The sequence below is a fragment of the Fontimonas sp. FW305-C-3 genome, assembly GCF_058783185.1.
In genome coordinates this window covers 1,338,208-1,361,157 of the sequence record NZ_JBYSYK010000001.1, presented here as the reverse complement: position 1 = coordinate 1,361,157, position 22,950 = coordinate 1,338,208, and the positions used below count along the sequence as shown (strand labels likewise).

Sequence of the window (22,950 nt, the reverse complement as noted above, 5' to 3'; positions counted from 1 at the left end):
GATTTACCATCCAGTTCGAAGACAGGATGCCTATCCGTTAACCCACCCGCCGTTTACACAAAAATCCGGACACGCTCACGATGAGCAAACTCTCATCATTCGTTCGCATGAATACACGAAAACGCTGCAATATCGAGTCCAGGTTCCGCGGGCTGAGGGCACGCGTAACCTCAATAGATACGGGACCCGCTATGTCTCCGAGCCCATTCGGAGCATAGGCATCCCTCCAGGTGCCGATTGATTTTTCCTCGACCTGAATTACTTGACCATGGCTTTTGGCCTCCAGACGAAGCAACTCAAGTACAAACGTCTCTAAGAGGTAGTAGCCACCTGATCCATAGTCGGCAAGCCTTTGCTCCAACAACGCAAGGCTCATACGCTTTCTCTTAAAAGAACTTGCTTGCTTCCAAGCACGGAGGAGAATCGCTCACGCGCGCGACACCTTGAAACTGCCAGTAAAGGTGGGGTTTAGTTATCAATCGCGGCTATCCACCCCGCGGCCCCGTAAACCCCCGCCGCTTCGCCGCCCCACTCACCACCGCCGCCAGCGACTTCAGCGTCTTCCCGCTGCGTCCCTTCACGTCGCCCGCGGTTGCTGTCACCGGCGCACCCCAGTCAAGTTCCACCAGGATCTTGCGCAGGTCATTGAGCGCCTTGCGGCCGAGGCGGGCTTCGATCTGTTCGTCGATACGTTCCAGCGCCTGCATGGTGATCTTGCCGATCTCGCGGCCGTGCGGGCTGTAGCGGATGACCTTGGCGCGGGCGTCGGCGGGGTCTGCGACCAGATCGATGACGCCGCGCTCCTGCATGCCGGCGAGCAGCTGCTGCACGGCCTGGCGGCTGATGTCGAGGCGGCGGGCGAGTTCGGCCGGGCGGGTCACGCCGTCGGCGATGTTGGTGAGGATCAGCGACTGGGTGCGCGACATCGGCGGCAGGCCGGCGGCCTTGAGATGGTTCTGCAGGCCTTCGTCCATCCAGTAGAAGGCGTGCAGCAGGCCGCTCATCAGGTAGTAGCGAGTGGCATCAGCCACTGGCTCTACGGTCGACTTGGTCTTCTTGGTCAGGACCCTACTCCGTCAATTGGTGCGCTGCGAGCCAAGCGTTGACGATGGCCGTCGCCTCGGCGAGTTGTGGCTTCTGGCCGAGGTAATAATGCGTGGCACCGGCGATTTGTGCCAGTTGCTTGTCATTGTGCGCAACTGCATCGTACAGGCGCTGCGTGTGGCTCGGCGTGCAGATGTCGTCGGCACCGTTGCCGACGACGAGCACCGGCACCTTGATCCGCGCGAGGCTGCGCACGCCGCAGGCGTTGCTCTCGTCGTAGCTCCATTGCGACAGCCAGCTGCGCAGCGTGCAGAAGCGCGCGAGGCCGACCGGGCCCATGTTGACGATACGCGGCTCGCCGAGGAAGCAGGTGCCGGGCGGGCGCTCGTTGGGATCGACGGTCGGGTCGATGAAGCGCGGATCGGCCATCGTGCCGTGGACGACGAAGCCGAATTCCTCGTTGACCTTGCCGGCGGCGCGCAGCTCGGCGAGCTTGTTCTTGACCCAGGCGGTGATGCGGCGGTTGCGTGCGATCTGCGCAGCGCGGTAACGCTCAAGGAACGCGGCGCTGTACGGCGGCTGGTTGGGGTTGGCCGGATCGTAGAGATCGAGTTCAGGATCGCGCTTACTTGGATCGCTTTCGTCGAGGATCGAGGCGTCGAGGCTTTCGGTGAGTGTCGTCGCGCGGCTGACGTGGGCGGCAAGCAGCATCAGGCCGTCCGCGGCGATCAGGCCGGCTTGGCTCAGGTCCGCCGGTTCGCCGGCGGGCGTGGTCTTCACGCTCGGCGATTCGGCTTCGGCCTGGTAGAACGCCGACAGCGAGCCGCCGCCGCTCCAGCCGCCGAGCACGACCTTTTCGTAGCCGAGGCGCTGCTTGGCGTCGCGGATGCAGTTGCCGAGGTCGAGCACGACGCGCTCCATCTGCAGCGCGTAGTCAACGCCCGGGTAGCGGCTGTTGCAGTAGATGACGTGATGCCCGGCCTTGGCGAGCGCGACCGGCAGCGGCAGGTATTCGCCGCCGCCGATCGGGTGCATGAAGACGATGACGGTCTTCGACGGCTTGGGCGGTTTGAGCAGATGCGCCTTGAGCGCACCCCAGCCGGACGCGCCGCCGTAGGTGTCCTTGTAGGCGGCCTTGTCCATGTAGGCGATCAGGTAGGGGATGCGTTCGTAGTCGGACATGGTGGGTTCCGGTTGAGGACTCCCTCTTCCCACGTGTGGGGATGAGGTTGACCGTTCAAGGTCGACGGGTGAGGGGCGGCTTTTAGGGTTTGGTTGCGCTCTGCGAGCGGCCCCTCACCCTGACCCTCTCCCCGCGGGCGGGGAGAGGGAAACCAGAGGCTGAGAGTTGTCGTGCTCGGACATGGTGGATTCCGGGAGCCTGATCGAGGGGCCAACAACTATCCGTTCGCATCGAGTGCCGCGCGCAAGGCGCGCGGTGTATCGAGATGCCGCAACTGGCGCGCAGGTGTCTCGATACACCGTGCCTGCGGCACGGCACTCGACACGAACGGAGTTTTGTTGGGTGCTCACGCCGACTTGAACTGCGGGTTGTCGATGGCGATGCGTGCTTCGACACCGGCGCGCAGGAGCTTCAGCAAGCCCGCGTCGTCATGATGCACGCTGCCGCTGCGCAGACGCTCGCACAGTTCGGTGCGCAGCTCGGCGAAGTCTGCGTCGTGGCCGAGGAATCCGACCAGCCTTTGCCGCTCGTCTTCGGCCGCCGCCGCACCGTGCTGCATCTCACGCCCCAGTATATCGAGTGCCTGGATCGCCACACGCAGTTCGAACTTCGTCATGCCCTCAACCTGCGGCACGAGCCCGGTCAGCGATTCGCGCAGCGCCGCGAACAATTCGTCGCGCGTTGGTCTGTTGCTAATGCTCATCAGGCACCCCGCCCTTCGATCAGGTCGAGCAGCTGCAGCTCGGTTTCTGAGACACGCCGGCCGATGACGGCCGGCTCCAGCGTCTTGACCGCCCCGCTGAGCCGGCGATGTGCGAACCACTGGCAGATCACGCCCCACTTCAACGTTCCGAGCACTTCCCAGAAGCGGACGGCGGCGGGATCGACGACGATGCCGCTCGCCGCTTCGTAAGCAAGATAGAAAGCCGCGCGTTCGCCGAAGCCGCCGACCGCAAGATCGTCGCGGCCGAAGCGCCAGGAGCGCACGCACAACCAGCCAAGGTCTTCGAGCGGATCGCCGCGGTGGGCGAGTTCCCAGTCGAGCACGCCGGTCAGGCCTTGTTCGCCGACCAGCAGGTTGCCGGTGCGGAAATCGCCATGAACGATGCGCGATGCGTTCTGCTTCGGGCGATGTGCCTTGAGCCATGCAAGGGCGAGTTCGAAGACCGGCAGCGGCTCGCCGAAGCCGCGGTGTATCTGCGCGAGCAGATCGATCTGCGACTCGGCACTGCGCTGCGGCAGGAAGTCGAGCTGATTCGTGTCGAGATGATGGATCGCCGCGAGGGCCTGTGCGCACTGCACCGGCAGCACGACGCGCGCGGCGGCATAACGCGGATCGGTGACGATGCGTTTACCAAGCGTCTCGCCTTCGACGAAGCGTGAAACAAAGCCGGCAACGAGGTCGGGCTGCGTTGCCCAGCTCAGCATGACTTCCGGCGTCGGCACACCCGCGGTGCCGGCCAGCTGCTGGATGCGTGCCTGCTCCGGCTTTTCCAGCGCACCCGGAAACTGCTCGCCGCCGCCGAACAGCTGGACGATGTAACGCTGGCTGTCGACCTCGAACGAGAACGTCTGCGCCGATGCACCGGCCGACAGCGCGCGCAGCTTGTCGATCTGCGGCGTGGCGCCGTACTGGCGCAGCCACTGCTCGCGCAGATGCGCGGCGAGCCGGTCGACGAGCGGCGTCTCGCTCATCCCTGCAGCGCTCCGAAATCGACGCTGCCGCCCGGCTCGCGATACGACTTCAGCAGGCGGCGGCCGACGGTCTGGATGTGTACTTCATCCGGGCCGTCGTAGATGCGCGCTTCACGCGCGTGGCGGTACATCACCGACAGCGGCGTATCCGGCGTGAGACCGGCAGCGCCGTGAACCTGGATCGCGCGGTCAATGACGTTGTGCAGCATGCGCGCGCCGACGACCTTGATGATCGCGATCTCGTCGCGGGCTTCGCTGCCGGCATCAAGCTTGCGCGCGGCGTCCAGCGTCAGCAGGCGGCTCGCCTGGATCTCGGCGGCGCTTTCGAAGACGTGCGATTGCAGCAGCTGCTTGTCGGCAAGCGGACTGCCGAATGCGCTGCGTGCGTGCAGGCGCCGGCACATCAGGTCGAACGCGCGCTGGGCCTGGCCGAGCCAGCGCATGCAGTGGTAGATGCGGCCCGGCCCGAGGCGTTGCTGCGCGATCGAGAAGCCGGCGCCGCGTTTGCCGAGCAGGTGATCCGCCGGCACGCGCAGGTCTTTCAGTTCGATCTCGTAGTGGCCGCCTTCGATGCCGAGAACCGGCACCTCGCGGACGATGCGATAGCCCGGCGCGCCGGTCGGCACGATGATCAGGCTGAACGCCGCGTGCGGCGGCGTGCCGTCGTCTTCGGTACGGCACATCACGGTCGTGAAACGCGCGTCGGCGGCGCCGGTCGTGAACCATTTGCGGCCGTTGAGGACCCAGTGGCCGTCTTCGAGTGTCGCGCGGGTCTGCAGCTGGGTCGGATCGGAGCTGGCGATGTCGGGTTCGGTCATCGCGAAGCTCGGCACGAAGTCGCCGTTGGAAATCGGCAGCAGATAGCGCTCGCGCCAGAACGCGCCGCCGTGGCGCAGCACCATCAGCGAGTCCTGCAGCGACACGGTGCCGAGCGCGAGCATCGCCCAGTACGAGCGGCCGATCACCTCGTTGATGTGCACGTAGTCCATGAACGGCAGGCCCTGCCCGCCGAGTTCCTTCGGATGGCCAAGCGCCCACAGGCCGGCGGCTTTCGCGCGCCGGTGCAGCTCGCGCATCAGCGGCGGGCGCGTCGCGTGGCTCGCTGCCTCGAGCTGCGCTTCCATCGGATAGACCTCGTCCTCGACGAAGCGGAGAACGCGGGTGCGCAGTGCGGCCAGATCAGTGTCGTTGCTCATCGTTGCCTCACGGGGCTACGCAGGCGAGGCCGCCGTCGACGACGAGGTCTGCGCCATTGATATAGGCACCGGCGTCGCTGGCGAGCAGCAACAGCGGTGTTGCCAGTTCTTCCGGCAGGCCGACGCGGCGCGCCGGGATGCGCTTGATGCCGGCCTGGCCTTCGGGCGTATCGAGATAGTCGGCCACGATCTCGGTACGGAAATAACCGGGCAGCAGCGCGTTGACGCGGATGTTGTGGCGCGCCCATTCCAGCGCGAGCACGCGCGTCAGCTGGATCACGCCGGCCTTGGCTGCGCCGTAGGCCGCGGTGCCCTTTTGCGAACGCACGCCGAGCAGAGAGCTGATGTTGACGATGCTGCCCGGCTTCTTCGCAGCGATCAGGCGCTGCGCAACGCCGCGCGCGAGCAGGAAAGTGCCGCGCAGATTGGTGCCGACGATGTCGTCCCAGTCGGTCGCGCTCATCGTCACTGCCGGCTGTGCGCGGTTCATGCCGGCGTTGTTGACCAGCACGTCGACGATGCCGAGTTCATTGCTCACTTGATCGAGCGCGGCTTCGATGCCCTGCTCGTCGGCGACGTCGAGCGTCAGCGCCATGCAGCGTCCGCCGGCTTCGCGGATCAGCGTCGCGGTCTGCTCCAGCGCATCGCGCCGCCGTCCTGCAAGTGCGACGCTCGCGCCGCACTGCGCGAGGCTCAGCGCGAACTGCCGGCCCAGGCCGCTGCCAGCGCCGGTGACGAGGGCGATGCGTCCACTGAGATCGAATACGGTCATTCGCTGGCTCCTAGGCGGCGGGCGCGTTCCAGCCATTTTGCGCGCTGCGCGGGCTTTGAGCCGCGGACCGGCCCGAAGGAATGGATATGCACGGGCTTGATGCCGCAGAAATCGAGAATCGCTCGGCGCAGCTGCAGATGCCCCGGCCAGCCGGTGAAGAGACGGTAGTACCAGGCCGGCGAGTCCATCGTCACCAACGCCCGCGCGCTGCGCCCGACCAGCAGGCGGTCCCACAGCGGCGAGCCCTTGCGGTACTTGAACGCGAAGCCCGGCAGGAACGCGCGATCGAAGAAGCCCTTCAGCAGTGCCGGCATCACGCCCCACCAGGTCGGATACACAAAGACGAGATGCTCGGCCCACAGGATCGCCTGCTGCAGTTCGACGAGGTCCGGCTCCAGAGTCTTCTCTGCGCCTTCGTAGCGGCCGTCCATCACGACATTGAATTGCAGTTCGCCGAGGTTGTAGCGGCGCAGCTCGTGGCCAGCGGCACTCGCGGCTTGCGCATACGTCGTTGCGAGCGCGCCGCAGAAACTGTCGGTGCGCGGATGGCCGAGGATCAGCAGGATCTTGCGCGGCGCTTTCTTCACGCCGGTGCTACCGGGCACTGATCGGTCACGGCCAGCTCTCCTCGTTGTTGTGTGCTGCCTGAAGCTCGGCCGTAGATTACGGAGCGCAATGCGATGTAGTCAATTATCTTGACTATTTACCGGCAGCCGGACTTAACTGCGGCATCCGCAACACGCGCTGGAGCCTTCATGATCGATCTGCATTTCGTCCGCACACCAAACGGCCAGAAGGTGTCGATCCTGCTCGAAGAGCTGGCGATGCCGCACCGCGTCATCACCTACGACATGCTCAAGGGCGAGCATCTGACGCCGGAGTTCCGGCGGATCAATCCGAACTGCCGGCTGCCGGCGATCGTCGATCACGAACCGGCCGGTGGTGGCGCGCCACTGGCGCTCGCCGAGTCGGGGGCGATCCTGATCTATCTGGCCGAGAAGGCCGGACGGCTGATTCCGTCGGACCCGCAGCGTCGCGCACTGACGATGCAGTGGCTGATGTGGCAGATGTCGGGGCTCGGGCCGATGCATGGCCAGGCGCACCACTTCGTGCGCTACTGCCCGGAGCCGCCGGCGTATGCGCGGGATCGCTACTTGAACGAGGCGCGGCGCCTGCTGGACGTGATGAACCACCGGCTCGGCGAGGCCGAGTACCTGGCCGGCGAATACTCGATTGCCGACATCGCCTGCTGGCCGTGGATCCGCGCCGCGCGGGCGATCGAGCTGGAGATTGCGGCATATCCGCACGTGAAGCGCTGGTACAAGGCGATCGATGCGCGCGATGCGGTGAAGAAAGGTGGCGAGCTGAAGATCAGCGATGCATCGCTGGCGGGGAAGCCGCGGCTGACGCCGGAACAATGGTCGAATCTGTTTGGGGCGAATATGTTGGGGGCGGTGAAGAGTTCGCCCGTGAACTGAAGAACACTTACCCCCTCTCCCCGCGCGCGGGGAGAGGGTTGGGGTGAGGGGCGTCTTTTCGAACAGCGCGCGGCATACCGCCCCTCACCCCTGCCCTCTCCCCACGCGTGGGGAGAGGGAGTAAAGATCCTGAGTGCTAGACAACAGCCTGCGGCGGAAACAACCCCGCCCGGCTCACAGCACCCGGCAGCTGGCGTCCCAGGTTCTCACCCATCCACTTCGCCACTTCGTTGAGCTGCGCCAGATCGACGCCGGTGCTGACGCCCATGCGCTGGAACAGGTAGGCCAGATCTTCGGTTGCGACATTGCCGGTCGCCGCCGGTGCGAACGGACAGCCGCCGATGCCGCCGACGCTCGCATCGAAACGCCGCACGCCGGCCTCATAGGCGGCGAAGACGTTCGCGACCGCGGTGTTGCGCGTATTGTGGAAATGCCCGCGCAGCGGAATCGCATCACCGATGCGCTCGCGCACCGCGGCGATCGTCGCGCGGATCTGGCTCGGCACGGCGACGCCGATCGTGTCGGCAAGCACGATCTCGGTCGGCCCGGCCGGCGCAATCGCTTCGGCAATCTCGGCGACCTTGGAGATCGCAATCTCGCCTTCGAACGGGCAACCGAATGCGACGGTCAGCGTGATCGCGCTGGCAATGCCGTCGCGGCGCGCGGCGCGGGTGATTTCGCTGACGACCTCGATGCCCTGCGCAACGGTCTGGCCCTGGTTACGCTGGCCGAAGGTGTCGGACACGCAGACGACCATGCAGACTTCCTGCAGCTTGCCGGTCGCGGCGGCGCGCTGGTAGCCGGCGAGGTTGAGCGCAAGGCCGGAGTAGCGCACGTCGGCCCGGGCCGGCACGCCGGCGCAGACCGCCTCGGCGTCCGCCATGCGCGGCACTTTCTTCGGATTGACGAAGCTGGCGATCTCGACGCGGCGCAGGCCGGCGGCGACCAGGCGGTCGACCAGTTCGAGCTTGGTCGCGGTGCCGACATCGACCTTCTCGTTCTGCAAGCCGTCGCGCGGGGCGACATCAATCAGCTGGACTTCGACCTGCGCCATCACCCTGCTCCGTAGGAATTTGCCGATCCGGCGCGCGATACCCGGCGCCGGGGGGCGACAGCCTAGCGCAAGCGTCGGCGCTGCGCGCCTGGGGAAAACCCCGGTTCCGCGGCGGCCGCCTCGGTAACGTCAATTATCTTGACATTGTCATTGAACCGCAGCGGCCGTCGGCGCACACTGGAACCCGACGGCCAAAGAGCGGAGACGATGCGGTGAACACGACAACCCCGGACGCCGGCGCCTTGCGCGAAGTCCCTGGCGATGGCGGCTGGCCGCTGGTCGGCCACAGCTTCAACATCCTGCTCAACTTCGACAGCTTCGTGCACGAACGCTACGAACGCTACGGCGAAGTGTCGTGGGGCGCTGCCTTCGGCATCCGCGTGATCACGCTGCTCGGCCCGGACGCCAACCAGTTCGTGTTCCAGAACCGCGGCGATCTGTTCGCCAGCTCGGCCTGGGAATACTTCCTCGCCAAGTTCTTCCACCGCGGCCTGATGCTGCTCGACTTCGATGAGCACAAGGTCCACCGCCGCATCATGCAGGGCGCCTTCACCCGCGACGCGCTGCTCGGCTATCTCGGCGTGCTGACGCCAAGCATCACGAGCGGTCTGGACGCCTGGCAGCCGGCGAGCGACTTCCGCATCTTCGATCACCTGAAGTCGCTGACGCTGGATCTCGCCAGCAGCGTCTTCATCGGCCACAAGCCGGGCGCCGACGCCGAGCGCATCAACAAGGCCTTTCTTGCGACGGTGCAGGCCGCGACCGGCATCATCCGCTTTCCCGTGTGGGGCACGCGCTGGCGCGCCGGCGTCGTCGGCCGCGCGGTGCTGGAAGACTTCTTCCGCCGCGAGCTGCCGGCGAAGCGCCAGTCCAGCGGAGACGACCTGTTCTCGCGACTGTGCCGCGCGAAGACCGAGGACGGCGCCGAGTTCTCCGACGACGACATCGTCAACCACATGATCTTCGTGCTGATGGCCGCGCACGACACCAGCACGATCACGCTCAGCAACATGGTGTACTGGCTGGCGAAGCATCCTGAGTGGCAAGACCGCCTACGCGAGAAAAGCCGGGCTCTCGGCACCGCGACGCCGGACTTCGAGCAGCTCGCGAAGCTCGACACGATGGGCTGGGTCATGAAGGAAGCGCTACGTCTGTGCGCGCCGGTACCCGGCATCCCGCGCCGCGCGGTGCGTGACGCCGAGTACAAGGGTTATCGCATTCCCGCAGGTTCCTTCGTCAACATCAGCCCCTGGTTCACGCATACGTCACCGCACATCTGGAAGCATCCGGAGCGTTTCGATCCGGAACGCTTCAGCGAAGGTCGCGCCGAAGATCGCGCGCATGCGTTCAAGTGGGTGCCGTTCGGCGGCGGAGCGCACAAGTGCATCGGCCTGCACTTCGGCGAGATGGAGGTGAAGGCGATCCTGCACCAGATGCTGCTGCGCTTCCGCTGGAGCGTGCCGGCGGATTACGTGATCAAGCAGGACTTCACGAGTTTGCCGATTCCGAAGGATCGGTTGCCGGTGAAGTTGGAGAAGCTGGGCTGATCTCCAGCAGCTCAGGCTTTGGCGAACAGGGCCACGCCCGGCAAACCCTCGAAGTGCGCATCGCAAGTGAGCAGCTCAGCGCCTTGATGGCGCGCGGTCGCGTAAACAACGGCGTCGGCTGTAGCCAGCTTGTATTCCCGATGCAGGTCTGCCGCGAGCAGGGCAATCACACTGTCCAAGGGCACGACAACGCATTTCTGCGTGTAGGCGATCACCTGATCGGCTTGCTCTTCGCCGACTTCGCGCACCATCCACTTTGATAGTTCCAGCTGCACAATGGTCGGCACGATGCACTGCGCCTGATCTGGAAACTGCTTGCCGAGCTTCTTGCCGAGCGCGCTGCCCGTGAGCCATTCGATCCAGGCCGAGGTATCGACGACGCGCGCCGCCACCATTAGTAGCGGTCCTTGCGATCGCGGTAGGCGTCCTTACGCGCACCCTTGGCGATGCCGGACAACTGATCGAGCTTGGGTACCGGCATCACCAGCACCCCCTTCCCTTTCGGAATGAACACGAATTCCTGACCGGCTTCCCAGTGCTGCTCTTCGCGAACGACCTTGGGAATGGAGATCTGGAACTTGCTGGATAAAGTGGCCGTGGCGGTCATTGTCGTACCTTCTCAGCATCGATACTGATTTAGTAAGAATATACCACTAAAGCCCAGAGGTGGTCGCTCCGGGGCCGGCACCAAACGTCCGTTCGCATCGAGTGCCGCGCGCATGGCACGCGGTGTATCGAGATGCCACCACCGACATCTGCGGCATCTCGATACACCGCGCCTGCGGCGCGGCACTCGATGCGAACGGGAGTTTTCTAGCGGCTGCTGGCCCTCACTCCCACTCGATCGTCGCCGGCGGCTTGCCGGAGATGTCGTAGACGACGCGCGAAACGCCCGGCACTTCGTTGACGATGCGCCGCGAGCAGACGTCCAGCAGCTCGTACGGCAGGTGCGCCCAGTGCGCGGTCATGAAGTCGATGGTCTGCACCGCGCGCAGCGCGATCACCGGCTCGTAACGGCGACCGTCGCCGGTGACGCCAACGCTCTTGACCGGCAGGAACACGGCGAAGGCCTGGCTGGTCTTGTCGTACCAACCGGACTTGCGCAGTTCCTCGATGAAGATGTGATCGGCGCGGCGCAGCGTGTCGGCGGACGCCTTGCTGACTTCGCCAAGGATGCGCACGCCCAGGCCCGGACCCGGGAACGGATGGCGGTGGACCATCTCCGGCGGCAGGCCGAGTTCGATGCCGATCGCGCGGACTTCGTCCTTGAACAGTTCGCGCAGCGGCTCGACGAGCTGCATGCGCATGTGCGCCGGCAGCCCGCCGACGTTGTGGTGCGACTTGATGACGTGCGCCTTGCCGGTCTTGGCGCCAGCGCTTTCGATGACGTCCGGATAGATCGTGCCCTGCGCAAGGAACTCGACGTCAGTGAGCTTGGTCGCCTCGGCTTCGAACACGTTGATGAACTCGCGGCCGATGATCTTGCGCTTCTGCTCGGGGTCGCTGACGCCCGCCAGCTCGCCGAGGAAGCGTGCTTCGGCGTCGGCGCGGATGACCTTGACGCCGAGGTTCTTCGCGAACAGCTCCATCACCGCGTCGCCTTCGTTGAGGCGCAGCAGGCCGTTGTCGACGAACACGCAGGTGAGCTGCTGGCCGATCGCCTTGTGCAGCAGCGCGGCGACGACGCTGGAGTCGACACCGCCTGAAAGACCCAGCAGCACTTTCTTGTTGCCGACCTGTGCACGCACGCGGGCGATCGCGTCGTCGACGATGTTGTGCGGCGTCCAGGCGTTGCCGCAGCCGCAGATGTCGTGGACGAAACGCGAGTAGATTTCCTTGCCCTTCGAGGTGTGCGTGACTTCCGGATGGAACTGCACGGCGTAGTAGCCGCGCGACTCGTCGGCCATCGCGGCGAAGTCGAGATCATGCGTCGAGCCGATGCGCTTGAAGCCTTCCGGCAGCGTGCTGACGTAATCGCCGTGCGACATCCAGACGTCCAGCAGCCCGTGACCTTCGGCGTTGCCGCGATCCTGGATGTCCTTGAACAAGCGTGAGTGTCCGCGCGCACGGACCTCGGCGTAACCGAATTCCTTGACGCTGCCCGGCGAGACCGCACCGCCGAGCTGCACCGCCATCGTCTGCATGCCGTAGCAGATGCCAAACACCGGCACGCCGAGTTTCCAGACGATGTCCGGCGCGCGCGGCGAGCCGGCGTCGAGCGTCGATTCCGGACCGCCCGAGAGGATCACGCCCTTGGCGCCGAAGGCCTTGATCGCCTCCTCGCTCATGTCGAACGGATGCAGCTCGCAGTAGACGCCGAGTTCGCGCACGCGGCGCGCGATCAGCTGCGTGACCTGGCTGCCGAAATCGAGGATCAGGATCTTGTCGGAATGGATGTTCATGCTCTGGACGACTCGCTTGATGCAGTACGAAAAAGCCCCGGCGAACCGGGGCGTTGTGCTGATTTACTCGACCCGGTAATTGGGTGCTTCCTTGGTGATGGAAACATCGTGCACATGCGACTCGCGCATGCCGGCCGAGGTGATCTTGACGAACTTCGTCGTCGTGCGGAGCTGCTCGACCGTGTGGCAGCCGGTGTAGCCCATGCAGGCGCGCAGGCCGCCGACCATCTGATGGACGATCGCCGCCATCGGGCCCTTGTACGGCACGCGGCCTTCGATGCCTTCCGGCACGAGCTTCTCGACTTCCGACGTGGTGTCCTGGAAATAGCGGTCCTTGGAACCCTGCGCCATCGCGCCCATCGAGCCCATGCCGCGATACGACTTGTACGAGCGGCCCTGGTAGAGCTCGACATCGCCCGGGGCTTCCTCGGTGCCGGCCAGCATCGAGCCGACCATGACGCTGTACGCGCCCGCGGCGAGGGCCTTGGCGAAGTCGCCCGAGTAACGCACGCCGCCGTCGGCAATCAGCGGCAGGTTGCGGGACTTCAGGGCTTCGGCGATTTCCATCACCGCGCTGATCTGCGGCACGCCGACGCCGGCGACGACGCGCGTGGTGCAGATCGAGCCGGGACCGATGCCGACCTTGACGCCATCCGCACCGGCATCGGCCAGCGCCAGTGCCGCGGCGCCGGTCGCGATGTTGCCGCCGATGACCTGCAGGTTGTCGCCATAGAGCTGCTTGATCGCGGCAACGCGATCGATGACACCGCGCGAATGACCGTGCGCGGTATCGACGACGACGACGTCAACGCCGGCTTCGACCAGCGCGGCGATGCGGTCGTCGGTATCCGGACCGGTGCCGACGGCCGCGCCGACGAGCAGGCGGCCGCGCGAATCCTTGCTGGCGATCGGGTGGTCGGTGGACTTCTGGATGTCCTTGACGGTGATCATGCCGCGCAGCTCGAAGGCGTCGTTGATGACCAGCACCTTCTCGATACGGTGCGTGTGCAGCTTGGCGATGACTTCTTCCTTGCTGGCGCCTTCCTTGACCGTGACCAGGCGGTCCTTCGGCGTCATGACCTTGGAGACCGGCTCGCCGAAACGGGTTTCGAAGCGCAGGTCGCGGCTGGTGACGATGCCGACGAGGTTCTTGCCGTCGACAACCGGCACGCCGGAGATGCGGTTGGCGCGGGTCAGCTTGAGGACTTCGCCCACCGTCATGGTCGGCGGCACGACGATCGGGTCGGTGATGACGCCGGATTCGTACTTCTTCACGGCGCGCACTTCGGCGGCCTGGCGCTCGGCGGACATGTTCTTGTGAATCATGCCGATACCGCCTTCCTGGGCCAGCGCGATCGCGAGCTTGGATTCGGTGACGGTGTCCATCGCCGCGGAGATCAGCGGGATGTTGAGGGCCAGACGGCGGGTCAGCTGGGTCTTGAGGTCCACCTGCCGTGGCAGCACCTCCGAGTACGCTGGCAGCAGCAGCACGTCGTCAAAGGTGAGCGCTTCAGACTGGATACGCATGGGGAGGGGCGCGTTTGAGATGAAGCGCGCCATTATAGGACAAGCCGGGTCCGATTTGCTTTGCCGGCGGTCCTTTATTTACGGAGGCGGTGGATTTCCGAGGCAGACCCCGGCCCGGCCCGCCGCCCTGCTACCCTTGCGCCCCATGCCGACCCCCGCCGCCCCTGCCCGCACCGTTTATGCCGTCAGCGAACTGACCGGCATCCTGCAGGCGCTGATCGAAGACGCGCTGCCGCGGGTCTGGGTCCAGGGCGAGATCTCCAACCTGTCGCGCCCGGCCTCCGGCCATTGGTACTTCACGCTCAAGGACGCCAAGTCGCAGCTGCGCTGCGCGATGTTCCGCAACGCCAATCTCTACGTCCGGCCGCCGCCCAAGGATGGCGACCAGGTGCTGGTGCGCGCCCAGGTCAGCCTGTACGGCGCGCGCGGCGACCTGCAGCTGATCTGCGAACACATGGAAGCCGCTGGCGAAGGCGCGCTGCTGCGCGAGTACGAGGCGCTGCGCAAACGCCTGGCCGCCGAAGGCCTGTTCGACGAGGCGATCAAGCGCAAGCTGCCGGCCGTGCCGCACCGCATCGGCGTGATCACCTCGGCGACCGGCGCGGCGATCCACGACATTCTCAGCACGCTGGAGCGGCGCTTCCCGCTCGCGCCGGTCGTGCTGTATCCGGTCCCGGTGCAGGGCACCGAGGCGCCGCCGGCGATCATCCGCGCCTTGCGCGAGTTGCCGCAGCGCGGCGCGGTCGACGTTGTCATCCTCGCCCGCGGCGGCGGTTCGCTCGAAGATCTGTGGGCGTTCAACGACGAAGGCGTCGCGCGCGCGATCCGCGCCTGCACGGTACCGGTGATCTGCGGCGTCGGCCATGAAGTGGACGTGACGATCGCCGACTTTGCCGCCGACCTGCGCGCGCCGACGCCGACCGCGGCCGCCGAGCGCGTCGCGCCCGACATTGCCGACTGGCGGCGCAGCATCGAGCAGAACCTGCAGCGCATCGCGCGCACGTTCGAACGCGAGCAGCAGAATGCCGCACAGACGCTGGACACGCTGCAGGCGCGCCTGCGCGTGCAGCATCCGGCGCGGCAGCTGCAGGAACGCGGCCAGCGTCTCGCCGAACTCGACCAGCGCAGCCGACGTGCGATCCGCAGCGCGCTCGGCACCGCGGTCCAGCACGCCAACAATCTGCAGACACGTCTGCAGGTCGCGGCACCGGGCGCGCGCATCGATCGCCTGCATCGCACGCTCGACGGCTTAGACGCGCGCCTGCGCAGCAGCCTGCAACGCCGGCTCGGCGAAGCGGCGACGCGCTGGCAACGCAGCGATTCCAGCCTGCAGAGCCTGAATCCGCGTGCGGTGCTGCAGCGCGGCTATGCGATTGCCCTGGATGCCGACGGCAAGGCTCTGACCCGGGCGGAGCAGACGCAGGTCGGCGCGAAGCTGCAGATCGTGCTGGCGGAAGGTCAGCTGGATACGACGGTGGATAGCAGACGCGGCAACGAATAATCATGCGTAGCCCGGATGAAATCCGGGGCTGGTGGCCCGCTACGAGCGCGAATCCCGGGTTGCACCCGGGCTACGTTCTGCGGTGTATCGAGAGACCGCGCACCCAACCTTAAGACCCAAGAGCAACCCATGGCCTGGCTACAACTCCGCGTCCACACCGCCCATCCCGAATTCGCCGATGAACTGCTGCTCGCGCAGAACGCCAGCGCCGTCAGCTACATCGACGCCGAGGACGATCCGGTGCTGGAACCCGGGCCTGGCGAAACGCCGCTGTGGACGAATACGGTGACCCTGGGCCTGTTCACCGAAGATACCGATCTCGCGCCGATCATCGCGATGCTGCGCGAGCTGTTGCCCGATGGCAGCACCGCGAAGATGACGCACGAGCTGATCGAGGATCAGGACTGGGTGCGGGTCTGGCTCAAGGACTGCCCGCCGCTGAAGTTCGGCGAAAAGCTGTGGGTCGTGCCGCACGAGAAGGTTGGCGAAGTCACCCAGGCGGATGCGGTGCTGCTGCGCCTCGATCCCGGCCTGGCCTTCGGCACCGGCACGCATCCGACGACGGCGCTGTGCCTGCAGTGGCTGGCCGGCGCGGATCTGCGCGACAAGACCGTGCTCGATTTCGGCTGCGGTTCCGGCGTGCTCGCCATTGCCGCGCTGCTGCTCGGCGCAAAGAGCGCAGTCTGCGTCGACATCGATCCGCAGGCGCTGCTCGCGACCAATGACAACGCGCGGCAGAACGGCGTCGCCGATCGGGTGACGACACTGCTGCCGGAAGATTTCAAGGCTTTCCCCGCGCAGATCGTGCTCGCCAACATCCTCGCCAATCCGCTGGTGCAGCTGGCACCGTTGCTGGCACGCAGCTGCGCCACCGGCGGCAGCATCGTGCTCGCCGGCCTGCTCGACCGTCATGCCGAGGAAGTCCACGCCGCTTATGCGCCCTGGTTTCGCGCCGGTGCCGATGTCTCGCGCGAAGGCTGGACGCGGATCAGCGCGACACGCAACAGCGAGACCTGAGCGAGCGGCTGCGCGGCCAAGTGTGAATTTGTGCCGGCCGTCGGCGCGCGTTGCGGTTGCAGGCAAGTGCGCGTTGCGCCGCACCATGCGCGATGCACAGCGCATCGTCGTATCGCCATCGTGATCGATCCATCGATGAACACAAAGCCCTGTTCGCAGGCTTTTTCCGCCACGACTTGGATTTAGCGGATTCTCCGCATGCTGAGTCGGAAGACGCGAACGACCCACCGCAAAAAGTCAAGCAGATGATGCCGCTTGCGCGCGATGCGGCTACCCGGATTGAATTGCATCAATCCTGCAATTGGTACTTTTTTGCGCGACCGCGCGAGAGTATGATTGCCGCCCTTCGCGGGGGTCCGCTTCGTTTTGATGTGTCCGACACGCTGTCGTGTTTGGCCGGGCTGCGCCGCAAAGTTTGAGGAATGAGACATGGCAGTAATCCGACCTTCAGACATCAAACCACTCGGACACTCGGTGCAGGAGTCGCTCGACGATTTCTTCCGCACGCTCAACGGCCATTCGCCCAAGAACATCTACGACCTGTTCCTCGACCAGGTCGAACCGCCTCTTCTGAAAGCCACGCTGCGCTATTGCCACGGCAACCAGTCGCGCGCGGCCGACATGCTCGGCCTCAACCGCGCGACGCTGCGCAAGAAGCTCAAGGCGCACAAGATCAGCGCCGAATCGCACAAGCTGTAAGGACATCCCTGCACGGCGCCTCCGCCGTGCGGGAAACGCCACCCGCTTGCGCCAGCGCGCAGACCGGCCGCTCTCTCCTGACGACACTCTCCGCATGAAAACGCCCGTCCGCCGCGCCCTGCTGTCCGTCTCCGACAAGTCCGGCATCGTCGACTTCGCGCGCGCCCTCGCTCAGCGCGGCGTCGCGCTGCTGTCGACCGGCGGCACCTACAAGCTGCTGCGCGACGCCGGCCTCGATGCGATCGAAGTCTCCGCGCACACCGGCTTTCCGGAAATCATGGATGGCCGCGTCAAGACTCTGCATCCGAAGATTCACGGTGGCCTGCTCGGCCGGCGTGACATCGACGGCGAGGTGATGAACAAGCACGGCATCGACGCGATCGACCTGCTCGTCGTCAATCTGTATCCGTTCGAGGCGACGGTCGCCAAGCCGGACTGCAGCGACGAGGACGCGATCGAGAACATCGACATTGGCGGCCCGGCGATGCTGCGTGCGGCGGCAAAGAACCACGCCTGGGTCAGCGTGCTGACCGATCCGGCCGACTATGCCGAAGTGCTCGCGCAGATCGACGCCGGCGGCGTCGAGTACGCGACGCGCCGTCGTCTCGCGCTGAAGACCTACTCGCTGACCTCCCGCTACGACGCGGCGGTGTCGGCCTACCTGTCGGCCGTGCAGGACGACGGCAGCCGTGCGCCGTTCGCCGGCGTGCTCGGCCTGCAGTTCGACAAGCAGCAGGACCTGCGCTACGGCGAGAACCCGCACCAGCGCGCGGCGTTCTACACCGAGCGCGGCGCCGAAACCGGCACGATCTCCAGCGCCCGCCAGCTGCAGGGCAAGGAGCTGTCGTACAACAACATCGCCGATGCCGACGCCGCGCTCGAATGCGTCAAGAGCTTCGTCGAGCCGGCCTGCGTGATCGTCAAGCACGCCAATCCTTGCGGCGTCGCGGTGCGCGCGACGATCGGCGAGGCCTATGACGAGGCCTTCCGCACCGACCCGACCTCGGCGTTCGGCGGCATCATCGCGTTCAACCGTGAACTCGACGCCGAGACCGCGAAACGCATCGTCGAGCAGCAGTTCGTCGAAGTGATCATCGCGCCGTCGGTCAGCGCCGAAGCGCGCGCGGCGGTGGCGGCCAAGCAGAACGTTCGCCTGATGGAATGCGGCGCGTTCCCGGTGCAGCGCGCCAGCGCGTGGGATTACAAGCGCGTTGCCGGCGGCCTGCTGGTGCAGGATGTCGACATCGCCGTCGTGCCGGCCTCGGCGCTCAAGGTCGTCTCGAAGCGCGCGCCGAGCGCCACCGAGCTCAAGGATCTGCAGTTCGCCTGGCAGGTCGCCAAGTTCGTGAAGTCGAACGCGATCGTCTACGTGAAGAACCGCATGACGATCGGCGTCGGCGCCGGCCAGATGAGCCGTGTCTATTCGGCAAAGATCGCCGGTATCAAGGCCGCCGACGAGAAGCTCGAAGTGCCGGGTTCGGTGATGGCCTCCGACGCGTTCTTTCCGTTCCGCGACGGCATCGATGCGGCGGCAAAAGCCGGCATCACCGCCGTGATCCAGCCGGGTGGTTCGATGCGGGATAGCGAAGTGATTGCCGCCGCCGATGAAGCGGGCATGGCGATGGTGTTTACCGGCGTGCGGCATTTCCGGCATTGAGCTTGCTTGCTGGGATTCCATCCCAGCCTACGTGCTGAAACGCAAAAGGGCGGGAGCCGATGCTCCCGCCCTTTTGTTTTCGCCGCCGAGAATTACTTCGACAGCTGGATATCCCCGCTGAACGTGCTCAGCTCGATCACGCCGCGGCCGCTGCCGAGCGTCGCTTCGATCTTGCGCCGCTCCTCGCTGCCCTTGGGCGCCAGATCCGAGCTCAGATCGCCGCTGAAGGTCTTCATCGACAGCTTCGCATCCGGCGCCTTCTGCAGGCGCACCGCGATCTGACCGGACAGCGTTTCCGCACGCAGCTCGGCACCGCTGACGAGGCCGACATCGAGCTGCATGTCACCGGACACCGACTGCGCCGAGACTTCCTTGAAGTTGTCGCCACCGAGCTGCAGGTTGCCGGACACGGTTTCGGCCTTGACGGTGCCGCTGAGCCCGCGCGCGTTGATGTCGCCGCTGACCGACTGCAGCTCGGCCTGCGTTGACGGCGCGCCGAGCGAGATATCGCCGCTGACCGAGTTGAGCTTGACGTTGGCCGACGCCACGCGTGCTTCGACATCGCCGCTGACGCTGCTGGCGGTCAGCGCGCCGCGCGTGCCGCTGACCTTGATGTCGGCGCTGACGCCTTCGAGATTGAGCGAAGCGCCGACCGGCACCTGCAGGCTCAGCCAGGTTTCCTCGATGTCGCCACGCGACTTGCGCGGGTAGCGGACGAAGATCGTCAGCTTGCGTGCGTCGCCGCTGATCTCCAGCAGCTCGACATCTTCGCCGAGCTCGCCGCTGATGCCGACTTCCTTGCGATCCCAGGCGACGACTTCGATACGGCCGGCCAGATTGTTGACCGTGACCTGGCCGTCGCTGTCGAGCGGGCGCGATTCGTTGATCGGCTTGCTGGCCCAGGCCGGCATCGCCAGACCGGCGGCCAGAACCGCGACCCCGGCGAGATTCGAATATTTCCACATGGTGCTTCCCTCGGTCCTGCTTTGATTAGGTGTTCTGTTCATGGACATCACGCGCCAGCTGCGTCTTCAGATCGCCGCGCTGCTGCTGCATGGCGAGCAGCAGACGTCGTAAGGAGTCTGAATCCGGGTCCTGTTCCAGCGCCTGCTTCAGCTGGCCCTCGGCGTCCTTGACGATCGCCAGATTGGCCTTGAGCAGCGCCTGCCGTTGCGGGTTGACGTGACCGACGCTGCGTTGCACGGACGGCGCGGCCGACGCCAGCTCGGTGGGTACGGTGACCGGCGCGACGTCAGGCGGCGCCTGACGCAGCACGCCGAGTGTGATGGCGCCCAGCAGGCTCGCCGCCATCGCATAGCTCAGGCCGCGCACCATCCGCGGGCGCAGCATGCCGCGCGGCTGGCGCTGCAGGCGCGATTCGATCGCGGGCCACAGATCGCGCTCGGGCTGCTGGTCCAGCTTCAACCCGCGCAGACCGGGGATTTCGTCGTCCTTCTCGTCATCGCTCATGACAGCATGTCCTTCATCAACTTGCGGGCGCGATGCAGCTGCGCCTTGGAAGTGCCGACCGCGATACCGGTCAGCGTCGCAATTTCTTCGTGCTGGTAACCCTCGACATCGTGCAGCAGCAGCACCGCACGCGCGCCCTTCGGCAATTTCGCGATCGCGCGTTCCAGGTCCATCCGCTCGCCGATCTGCTGCTGCGGGTGGCTGACCGCATGATCCGCAAGATCCGCGCCCTCGTCGTCGGCATCGGCGCCGGCCGGCAGGTCCTCGAAGCTGACCCAGCGCTTGAGCAGGCGATGTTCGCCGAGCACCAGATTGACGGTCAGCCGATGCATCCAGGTCGAGAACTGGCTGTCGCCGCGGAAGCTGCCGAGCTTTTCCCAGGCCCGCACGAAGGCGTCCTGGGTGTACTGGTCGGCCTTGCTGCGGTCGCCGTCGACCAGCCGCACGCACAGTCCGTAGATCCGGCTCACATGGCGCCGGTACAGGCGCTCGAAGGCGCGCGCGTCGCCGGCGACCGCCAGCCGCACGAGCGTCGCGTCGTCGTTGGCCGGCGCGGCTTCAGAACTCCCGATATGCACGCTGGCTGCCCTGTCCACGGTCCATGTCATTGTCATCATGATCGTTTGGACGCCTCAAACCCAGCCAGGGTTTGAATCGCGGTTTGAATTGCCGACCCGCCGTCACCGCATAATGGCGGCCTCCGCTTTTCCTTGGACAGCCCCATGGCCCATGCCCTCAAAGTCGCCAGTTCGGTCCTGACCAGCAGCCTTGCGCTATGGCGCGGCACCGGCCGCTCCGGCGCGGCCCGGCGCCAGCCGGAACAGCTGCTGGTGCTGTACGAATTCGAAGGCTGCCCGTATTGCCGGATGGTCCGCAGCGCGCTCAGCGAGCTCGACCTCGACGCCATGGTCCAGCCCTGCCCGGCTAAGGGCCAGCGCTTCCGCCTGGCGGCGAAGGCGCTCGGCGGCAAGCTCCTGTTCCCGTTCCTGCACGATCCCAATACGGGCGTGCGGCTCTACGAGTCGAAGGAGATCGTCGATTATCTGGCGAAGACCTACGAGGGCCGGGCGAAGTCGAATGCCGGCCTCGGCCGCCGCATCAGCCTCGGCGCCAGCATGCTCGCCAGCGGCAGCCGCGGATTGCGCGGCATGCGCGCGCGACCGTCGAAGGCGCCGGCTCAGCCGCTGGAGCTGTACAGCTTCGAGTCGAGCCCGTATTCGCGCCTGGTCCGCGAGGTGCTGTGCGAGCTGGAACTGCCCTACGTGCTGCGCAACACCGCCAAGGCGCGCAACACCGACATGGGCCCGCCGATGGTCCGCGACCGCTGGTTCAAGGCGCCGAAGGACACCAGCCGCAACCGCGCCGCGCTGCTCGAGCGCACCGGCAAGGTCCAGGTGCCGTACCTGATCGATCCGAATACCGGCACCGAGATGTACGAGTCCGCAGCGATCATCGATTACCTCGAACGCACCTACGGCGCATGAGCGATCCCGTATTGCAGCCGGTCGCGGTGACGACCTGGTATCTCGACCTGCGCGCACCCACGCAGCTGCAGCGATCGCCGCAGCCGCAGCCGGCACCGCTGCTGATGCGCGCCGAGCAGCCGCTGCCGATGCTCAATCGCTTTCTCTACACCGCGGTCGGCGGCCACTGGTACTGGCGCGACCGGCTGGTCTGGTCGTACGCACGCTGGATGCGCTGGCTGAATCGCCCGCAGCTGCACACCTGGGTCATGTACGTCGGCGGCACGCCGGCCGGCTACATCGAACTCGAACAGCAGGATGGCGGCGATGTGGAGATCGCCTACTTCGGCCTGATGAGTGAATTCAGCGGCCGCGGTCTCGGCGGCCACCTGCTCAGCGAAGGCATCGACCGCGCCTGGGCGCTGCCGGGCACGCGACGCGTGTGGGTGCACACCTGCTCGCTCGATGGCCCCGCGGCGCTCGGCAACTACAAGGCGCGCGGCATGCTGCAGTACCACGAGGAAGTCGCGACGGTGCAGCTGCCGCCGAAGCCGGAAGGTCCCTGGGCCGGCTGGGACGTCGAAGCCGAAAGGCCCAATGGCCACTGATGCGGGCTGGGCGCTGTTCAGCGCGGTGGCCATCGCCCACGCGCTCGGCGTCATGTCGCCTGGGCCGGATTTCGCCGTGGTCATCCGCGCCGCGCTCGCACAGGGCCGCAGCGCCGGTGTGTGGACCGCAGCGGGGATCGGCAGCGGCATCCTGTTTCATGTCGCCTATGGCCTGTTCGGTTTGCGCTGGCTGACCCAACGGTTTCCCTGGAGCCTGGATGCGATCGCGCTCGCCGGCGCCGCGTTTCTGATCTGGATCGGCAGCTCCGCACTGCGTGCGCAACCCATGAACACCGAAGCGCCGGAAGCCGCATCTGCGGTGCGCGGTGAATGGTGGCGTCACTACGGCGTCGGCCTAGCCACCAATCTGCTCAATCCGAAGGCGACGCTGTTCTTCGTGGCGCTGTTCACGACCGTCGTGTCCGGCCCGGTCTCGCCGACGATGATGATCGTACTCGCGGCCTGGCTGCCGCTGTCGACGTTTGGCTGGTTCGCCAGCGTTGCGCTGATGCTGTCGCATCCGGGCCTGCGCCGCGGGCTACAGAAGCACGCGCATCGCATCGACCGCGCGATGGGCGCGATCCTGATCCTGCTGGGTGCTGCGGTGATCGTGAATACCCTGCGCTCGTAAGCTGAC

Annotated in this window: 26 protein-coding genes; 10 read left to right on the top strand and 16 right to left on the bottom strand. The window is 66.0% G+C overall.

The features are described 5' to 3' along the window. Positions 1–37 precede the first annotated feature (37 nt). The 8 genes from AC3WUF_RS06245 to AC3WUF_RS06210 form a co-directional block, all read right to left on the bottom strand. A complete protein-coding gene (locus tag AC3WUF_RS06245; RefSeq protein ID WP_492423505.1) occupies positions 38–376 on the bottom strand; it encodes a hypothetical protein in 339 nt (112 codons plus the stop codon). Between the two features lie 109 nt (positions 377–485). Further along, positions 486–1,031: a MarR family winged helix-turn-helix transcriptional regulator gene (locus AC3WUF_RS06240; RefSeq protein ID WP_492423503.1), complete on the bottom strand. Its 546-nt coding sequence runs from the start codon at positions 1,029–1,031 to the stop codon at positions 486–488. A 37-nt stretch (positions 1,032–1,068) separates the two neighbouring features. Continuing rightward, positions 1,069–2,226 carry an alpha/beta hydrolase family protein gene (locus tag AC3WUF_RS06235; RefSeq protein WP_492423501.1) on the bottom strand — a complete coding sequence of 386 codons (1,158 nt, stop codon included), beginning with the start codon at positions 2,224–2,226 and terminating at the stop codon, positions 1,069–1,071. Positions 2,227–2,573: 347 nt separating this feature from the next. Beyond that, positions 2,574–2,930 (bottom strand): DUF6285 domain-containing protein, encoded by a 357-nt coding sequence (locus AC3WUF_RS06230; RefSeq protein ID WP_492423499.1) that lies wholly within the window; start codon positions 2,928–2,930, stop codon positions 2,574–2,576. After that, entirely contained in the window at positions 2,930–3,922 is a 993-nt protein-coding gene (locus AC3WUF_RS06225; protein ID WP_492423497.1) for a phosphotransferase family protein, read from the bottom strand. Before AC3WUF_RS06225 ends, AC3WUF_RS06230 begins: the two co-directional genes overlap by 1 nt. Further along, complete coding sequence (locus AC3WUF_RS06220) at positions 3,919–5,118, bottom strand: acyl-CoA dehydrogenase family protein (RefSeq protein ID WP_492423495.1); 1,200 nt, start codon at positions 5,116–5,118, stop codon at positions 3,919–3,921. Before AC3WUF_RS06220 ends, AC3WUF_RS06225 begins: the two co-directional genes overlap by 4 nt. 7 nt (positions 5,119–5,125) lie before the next feature. Further along, positions 5,126–5,890, bottom strand: coding sequence for an SDR family NAD(P)-dependent oxidoreductase (locus AC3WUF_RS06215; RefSeq protein ID WP_492423493.1), 765 nt, complete (start codon positions 5,888–5,890; stop codon positions 5,126–5,128). Next, the gene (locus tag AC3WUF_RS06210) at positions 5,887–6,477 is read right to left on the bottom strand and encodes an NAD(P)H-dependent oxidoreductase (protein ID WP_492423491.1); all 591 of its coding nucleotides are present in this window, start codon (positions 6,475–6,477) and stop codon (positions 5,887–5,889) included. The genes AC3WUF_RS06215 and AC3WUF_RS06210 overlap by 4 nt, the downstream gene beginning before the upstream one ends. Before the next feature lie 168 nt (positions 6,478–6,645). Here AC3WUF_RS06210 and AC3WUF_RS06205 point away from each other — a divergent pair, with 168 nt between their 5' ends. After that, positions 6,646–7,368, top strand: coding sequence for a glutathione S-transferase C-terminal domain-containing protein (locus tag AC3WUF_RS06205; RefSeq protein ID WP_492423489.1), 723 nt, complete (start codon positions 6,646–6,648; stop codon positions 7,366–7,368). Positions 7,369–7,504: 136 nt separating this feature from the next. Here the strand turns inward: AC3WUF_RS06205 and AC3WUF_RS06200 are convergent, their stop codons facing one another. After that, on the bottom strand, positions 7,505–8,422 hold the full coding sequence (locus AC3WUF_RS06200) for a hydroxymethylglutaryl-CoA lyase (RefSeq protein ID WP_492423487.1): 918 nt from the start codon (positions 8,420–8,422) through the stop codon (positions 7,505–7,507). A 212-nt stretch (positions 8,423–8,634) separates the two neighbouring features. On the opposite strand from AC3WUF_RS06200, the gene AC3WUF_RS06195 reads away from it, so the two are divergent. Beyond that, positions 8,635–9,969: a cytochrome P450 gene (locus AC3WUF_RS06195; protein ID WP_492423485.1), complete on the top strand. Its 1,335-nt coding sequence runs from the start codon at positions 8,635–8,637 to the stop codon at positions 9,967–9,969. 11 nt (positions 9,970–9,980) lie between these two features. Here the strand turns inward: AC3WUF_RS06195 and AC3WUF_RS06190 are convergent, their stop codons facing one another. From AC3WUF_RS06190 to guaB, 4 genes are all read right to left on the bottom strand, one after another. Next, positions 9,981–10,364, bottom strand: coding sequence for a type II toxin-antitoxin system VapC family toxin (locus AC3WUF_RS06190; protein ID WP_492423483.1), 384 nt, complete (start codon positions 10,362–10,364; stop codon positions 9,981–9,983). After that, the gene (locus tag AC3WUF_RS06185; RefSeq protein ID WP_492423481.1) at positions 10,364–10,576 is read right to left on the bottom strand and encodes an AbrB/MazE/SpoVT family DNA-binding domain-containing protein; all 213 of its coding nucleotides are present in this window, start codon (positions 10,574–10,576) and stop codon (positions 10,364–10,366) included. The genes AC3WUF_RS06190 and AC3WUF_RS06185 overlap by 1 nt, the downstream gene beginning before the upstream one ends. 223 nt (positions 10,577–10,799) lie before the next feature. Continuing rightward, a complete protein-coding gene (guaA, locus tag AC3WUF_RS06180) occupies positions 10,800–12,371 on the bottom strand; it encodes a glutamine-hydrolyzing GMP synthase (protein ID WP_492423479.1) in 1,572 nt (523 codons plus the stop codon). Between the two features lie 63 nt (positions 12,372–12,434). Further along, complete coding sequence (gene guaB, locus AC3WUF_RS06175; RefSeq protein ID WP_492423477.1) at positions 12,435–13,898, bottom strand: IMP dehydrogenase; 1,464 nt, start codon at positions 13,896–13,898, stop codon at positions 12,435–12,437. A gap of 145 nt (positions 13,899–14,043) precedes the next feature. On the opposite strand from guaB, the gene xseA reads away from it, so the two are divergent. The 5 genes from xseA to purH all read left to right on the top strand — a co-directional run bounded on the left by xseA (position 14,044) and on the right by purH (position 18,772). Then, complete coding sequence (gene xseA / locus AC3WUF_RS06170) at positions 14,044–15,399, top strand: exodeoxyribonuclease VII large subunit (protein ID WP_492423475.1); 1,356 nt, start codon at positions 14,044–14,046, stop codon at positions 15,397–15,399. 129 nt (positions 15,400–15,528) lie between these two features. Beyond that, positions 15,529–16,416 carry a 50S ribosomal protein L11 methyltransferase gene (prmA, locus tag AC3WUF_RS06165; RefSeq protein ID WP_492423473.1) on the top strand — a complete coding sequence of 296 codons (888 nt, stop codon included), beginning with the start codon at positions 15,529–15,531 and terminating at the stop codon, positions 16,414–16,416. Between the two features lie 92 nt (positions 16,417–16,508). After that, on the top strand, positions 16,509–16,835 hold the full coding sequence (locus tag AC3WUF_RS06160) for a hypothetical protein (protein WP_492423471.1): 327 nt from the start codon (positions 16,509–16,511) through the stop codon (positions 16,833–16,835). Between the two features lie 10 nt (positions 16,836–16,845). Further along, entirely contained in the window at positions 16,846–17,115 is a 270-nt protein-coding gene (locus tag AC3WUF_RS06155; RefSeq protein ID WP_492423469.1) for a helix-turn-helix domain-containing protein, read from the top strand. Between the two features lie 94 nt (positions 17,116–17,209). Next, positions 17,210–18,772, top strand: a complete 1,563-nt coding sequence (purH, locus tag AC3WUF_RS06150) for a bifunctional phosphoribosylaminoimidazolecarboxamide formyltransferase/IMP cyclohydrolase (RefSeq protein WP_492423467.1) — start codon at positions 17,210–17,212, stop codon at positions 18,770–18,772. Between the two features lie 92 nt (positions 18,773–18,864). Here the strand turns inward: purH and AC3WUF_RS06145 are convergent, their stop codons facing one another. From AC3WUF_RS06145 to AC3WUF_RS06135, 3 genes are read right to left on the bottom strand one after another with little or no spacing between them, the layout of a single operon-like run. After that, positions 18,865–19,737: a DUF4097 family beta strand repeat-containing protein gene (locus AC3WUF_RS06145; RefSeq protein ID WP_492423465.1), complete on the bottom strand. Its 873-nt coding sequence runs from the start codon at positions 19,735–19,737 to the stop codon at positions 18,865–18,867. Positions 19,738–19,762: 25 nt separating this feature from the next. After that, positions 19,763–20,242 (bottom strand): hypothetical protein, encoded by a 480-nt coding sequence (locus AC3WUF_RS06140; RefSeq protein WP_492423463.1) that lies wholly within the window; start codon positions 20,240–20,242, stop codon positions 19,763–19,765. Further along, positions 20,239–20,838, bottom strand: a complete 600-nt coding sequence (locus AC3WUF_RS06135; protein ID WP_492423461.1) for an RNA polymerase sigma factor — start codon at positions 20,836–20,838, stop codon at positions 20,239–20,241. The genes AC3WUF_RS06140 and AC3WUF_RS06135 overlap by 4 nt, the downstream gene beginning before the upstream one ends. A 126-nt stretch (positions 20,839–20,964) precedes the next feature. Between AC3WUF_RS06135 and AC3WUF_RS06130 the strand changes: the two genes are divergently transcribed. The 3 genes from AC3WUF_RS06130 to AC3WUF_RS06120 are packed head-to-tail and all read left to right on the top strand — an operon-like array spanning position 20,965 to position 22,944. Next, a complete protein-coding gene (locus tag AC3WUF_RS06130; protein ID WP_492423459.1) occupies positions 20,965–21,726 on the top strand; it encodes a glutathione S-transferase N-terminal domain-containing protein in 762 nt (253 codons plus the stop codon). Then, positions 21,723–22,313: a GNAT family N-acetyltransferase gene (locus AC3WUF_RS06125; RefSeq protein WP_492423457.1), complete on the top strand. Its 591-nt coding sequence runs from the start codon at positions 21,723–21,725 to the stop codon at positions 22,311–22,313. The genes AC3WUF_RS06130 and AC3WUF_RS06125 overlap by 4 nt, the downstream gene beginning before the upstream one ends. Further along, entirely contained in the window at positions 22,303–22,944 is a 642-nt protein-coding gene (locus AC3WUF_RS06120; protein ID WP_492423455.1) for a LysE family translocator, read from the top strand. Before AC3WUF_RS06125 ends, AC3WUF_RS06120 begins: the two co-directional genes overlap by 11 nt. The last annotated feature ends 6 nt before the right edge of the window (positions 22,945–22,950 follow it).

Excerpts from the sequence above, each read along its gene's own strand:
- AC3WUF_RS06245 (WP_492423505.1), bottom strand. The coding sequence starts at position 376 with ATGAGCCTTGCGTTGTTGGAGCAAAGGCTTGCCGACTATGGATCAGGT.
- AC3WUF_RS06235 (WP_492423501.1), bottom strand. The coding sequence starts at position 2,226 with ATGTCCGACTACGAACGCATCCCCTACCTGATCGCCTACATGGACAAG.
- AC3WUF_RS06230 (WP_492423499.1), bottom strand. The coding sequence starts at position 2,930 with ATGAGCATTAGCAACAGACCAACGCGCGACGAATTGTTCGCGGCGCTG.
- AC3WUF_RS06225 (WP_492423497.1), bottom strand. The coding sequence starts at position 3,922 with ATGAGCGAGACGCCGCTCGTCGACCGGCTCGCCGCGCATCTGCGCGAG.
- AC3WUF_RS06220 (WP_492423495.1), bottom strand. The coding sequence starts at position 5,118 with ATGAGCAACGACACTGATCTGGCCGCACTGCGCACCCGCGTTCTCCGC.
- AC3WUF_RS06215 (WP_492423493.1), bottom strand. The coding sequence starts at position 5,890 with ATGACCGTATTCGATCTCAGTGGACGCATCGCCCTCGTCACCGGCGCT.
- AC3WUF_RS06205 (WP_492423489.1), top strand. The coding sequence starts at position 6,646 with ATGATCGATCTGCATTTCGTCCGCACACCAAACGGCCAGAAGGTGTCG.
- AC3WUF_RS06200 (WP_492423487.1), bottom strand. The coding sequence starts at position 8,422 with ATGGCGCAGGTCGAAGTCCAGCTGATTGATGTCGCCCCGCGCGACGGC.
- AC3WUF_RS06190 (WP_492423483.1), bottom strand. The coding sequence starts at position 10,364 with ATGGTGGCGGCGCGCGTCGTCGATACCTCGGCCTGGATCGAATGGCTC.
- AC3WUF_RS06185 (WP_492423481.1), bottom strand. The coding sequence starts at position 10,576 with ATGACCGCCACGGCCACTTTATCCAGCAAGTTCCAGATCTCCATTCCC.
- guaA (WP_492423479.1), bottom strand. The coding sequence starts at position 12,371 with ATGAACATCCATTCCGACAAGATCCTGATCCTCGATTTCGGCAGCCAG.
- guaB (WP_492423477.1), bottom strand. The coding sequence starts at position 13,898 with ATGCGTATCCAGTCTGAAGCGCTCACCTTTGACGACGTGCTGCTGCTG.
- xseA (WP_492423475.1), top strand. The coding sequence starts at position 14,044 with ATGCCGACCCCCGCCGCCCCTGCCCGCACCGTTTATGCCGTCAGCGAA.
- prmA (WP_492423473.1), top strand. The coding sequence starts at position 15,529 with ATGGCCTGGCTACAACTCCGCGTCCACACCGCCCATCCCGAATTCGCC.
- AC3WUF_RS06160 (WP_492423471.1), top strand. The coding sequence starts at position 16,509 with ATGCACAGCGCATCGTCGTATCGCCATCGTGATCGATCCATCGATGAA.
- AC3WUF_RS06155 (WP_492423469.1), top strand. The coding sequence starts at position 16,846 with ATGGCAGTAATCCGACCTTCAGACATCAAACCACTCGGACACTCGGTG.
- purH (WP_492423467.1), top strand. The coding sequence starts at position 17,210 with ATGAAAACGCCCGTCCGCCGCGCCCTGCTGTCCGTCTCCGACAAGTCC.
- AC3WUF_RS06145 (WP_492423465.1), bottom strand. The coding sequence starts at position 19,737 with ATGTGGAAATATTCGAATCTCGCCGGGGTCGCGGTTCTGGCCGCCGGT.
- AC3WUF_RS06140 (WP_492423463.1), bottom strand. The coding sequence starts at position 20,242 with ATGAGCGATGACGAGAAGGACGACGAAATCCCCGGTCTGCGCGGGTTG.
- AC3WUF_RS06130 (WP_492423459.1), top strand. The coding sequence starts at position 20,965 with ATGGCCCATGCCCTCAAAGTCGCCAGTTCGGTCCTGACCAGCAGCCTT.
- AC3WUF_RS06125 (WP_492423457.1), top strand. The coding sequence starts at position 21,723 with ATGAGCGATCCCGTATTGCAGCCGGTCGCGGTGACGACCTGGTATCTC.
- AC3WUF_RS06120 (WP_492423455.1), top strand. The coding sequence starts at position 22,303 with ATGGCCACTGATGCGGGCTGGGCGCTGTTCAGCGCGGTGGCCATCGCC.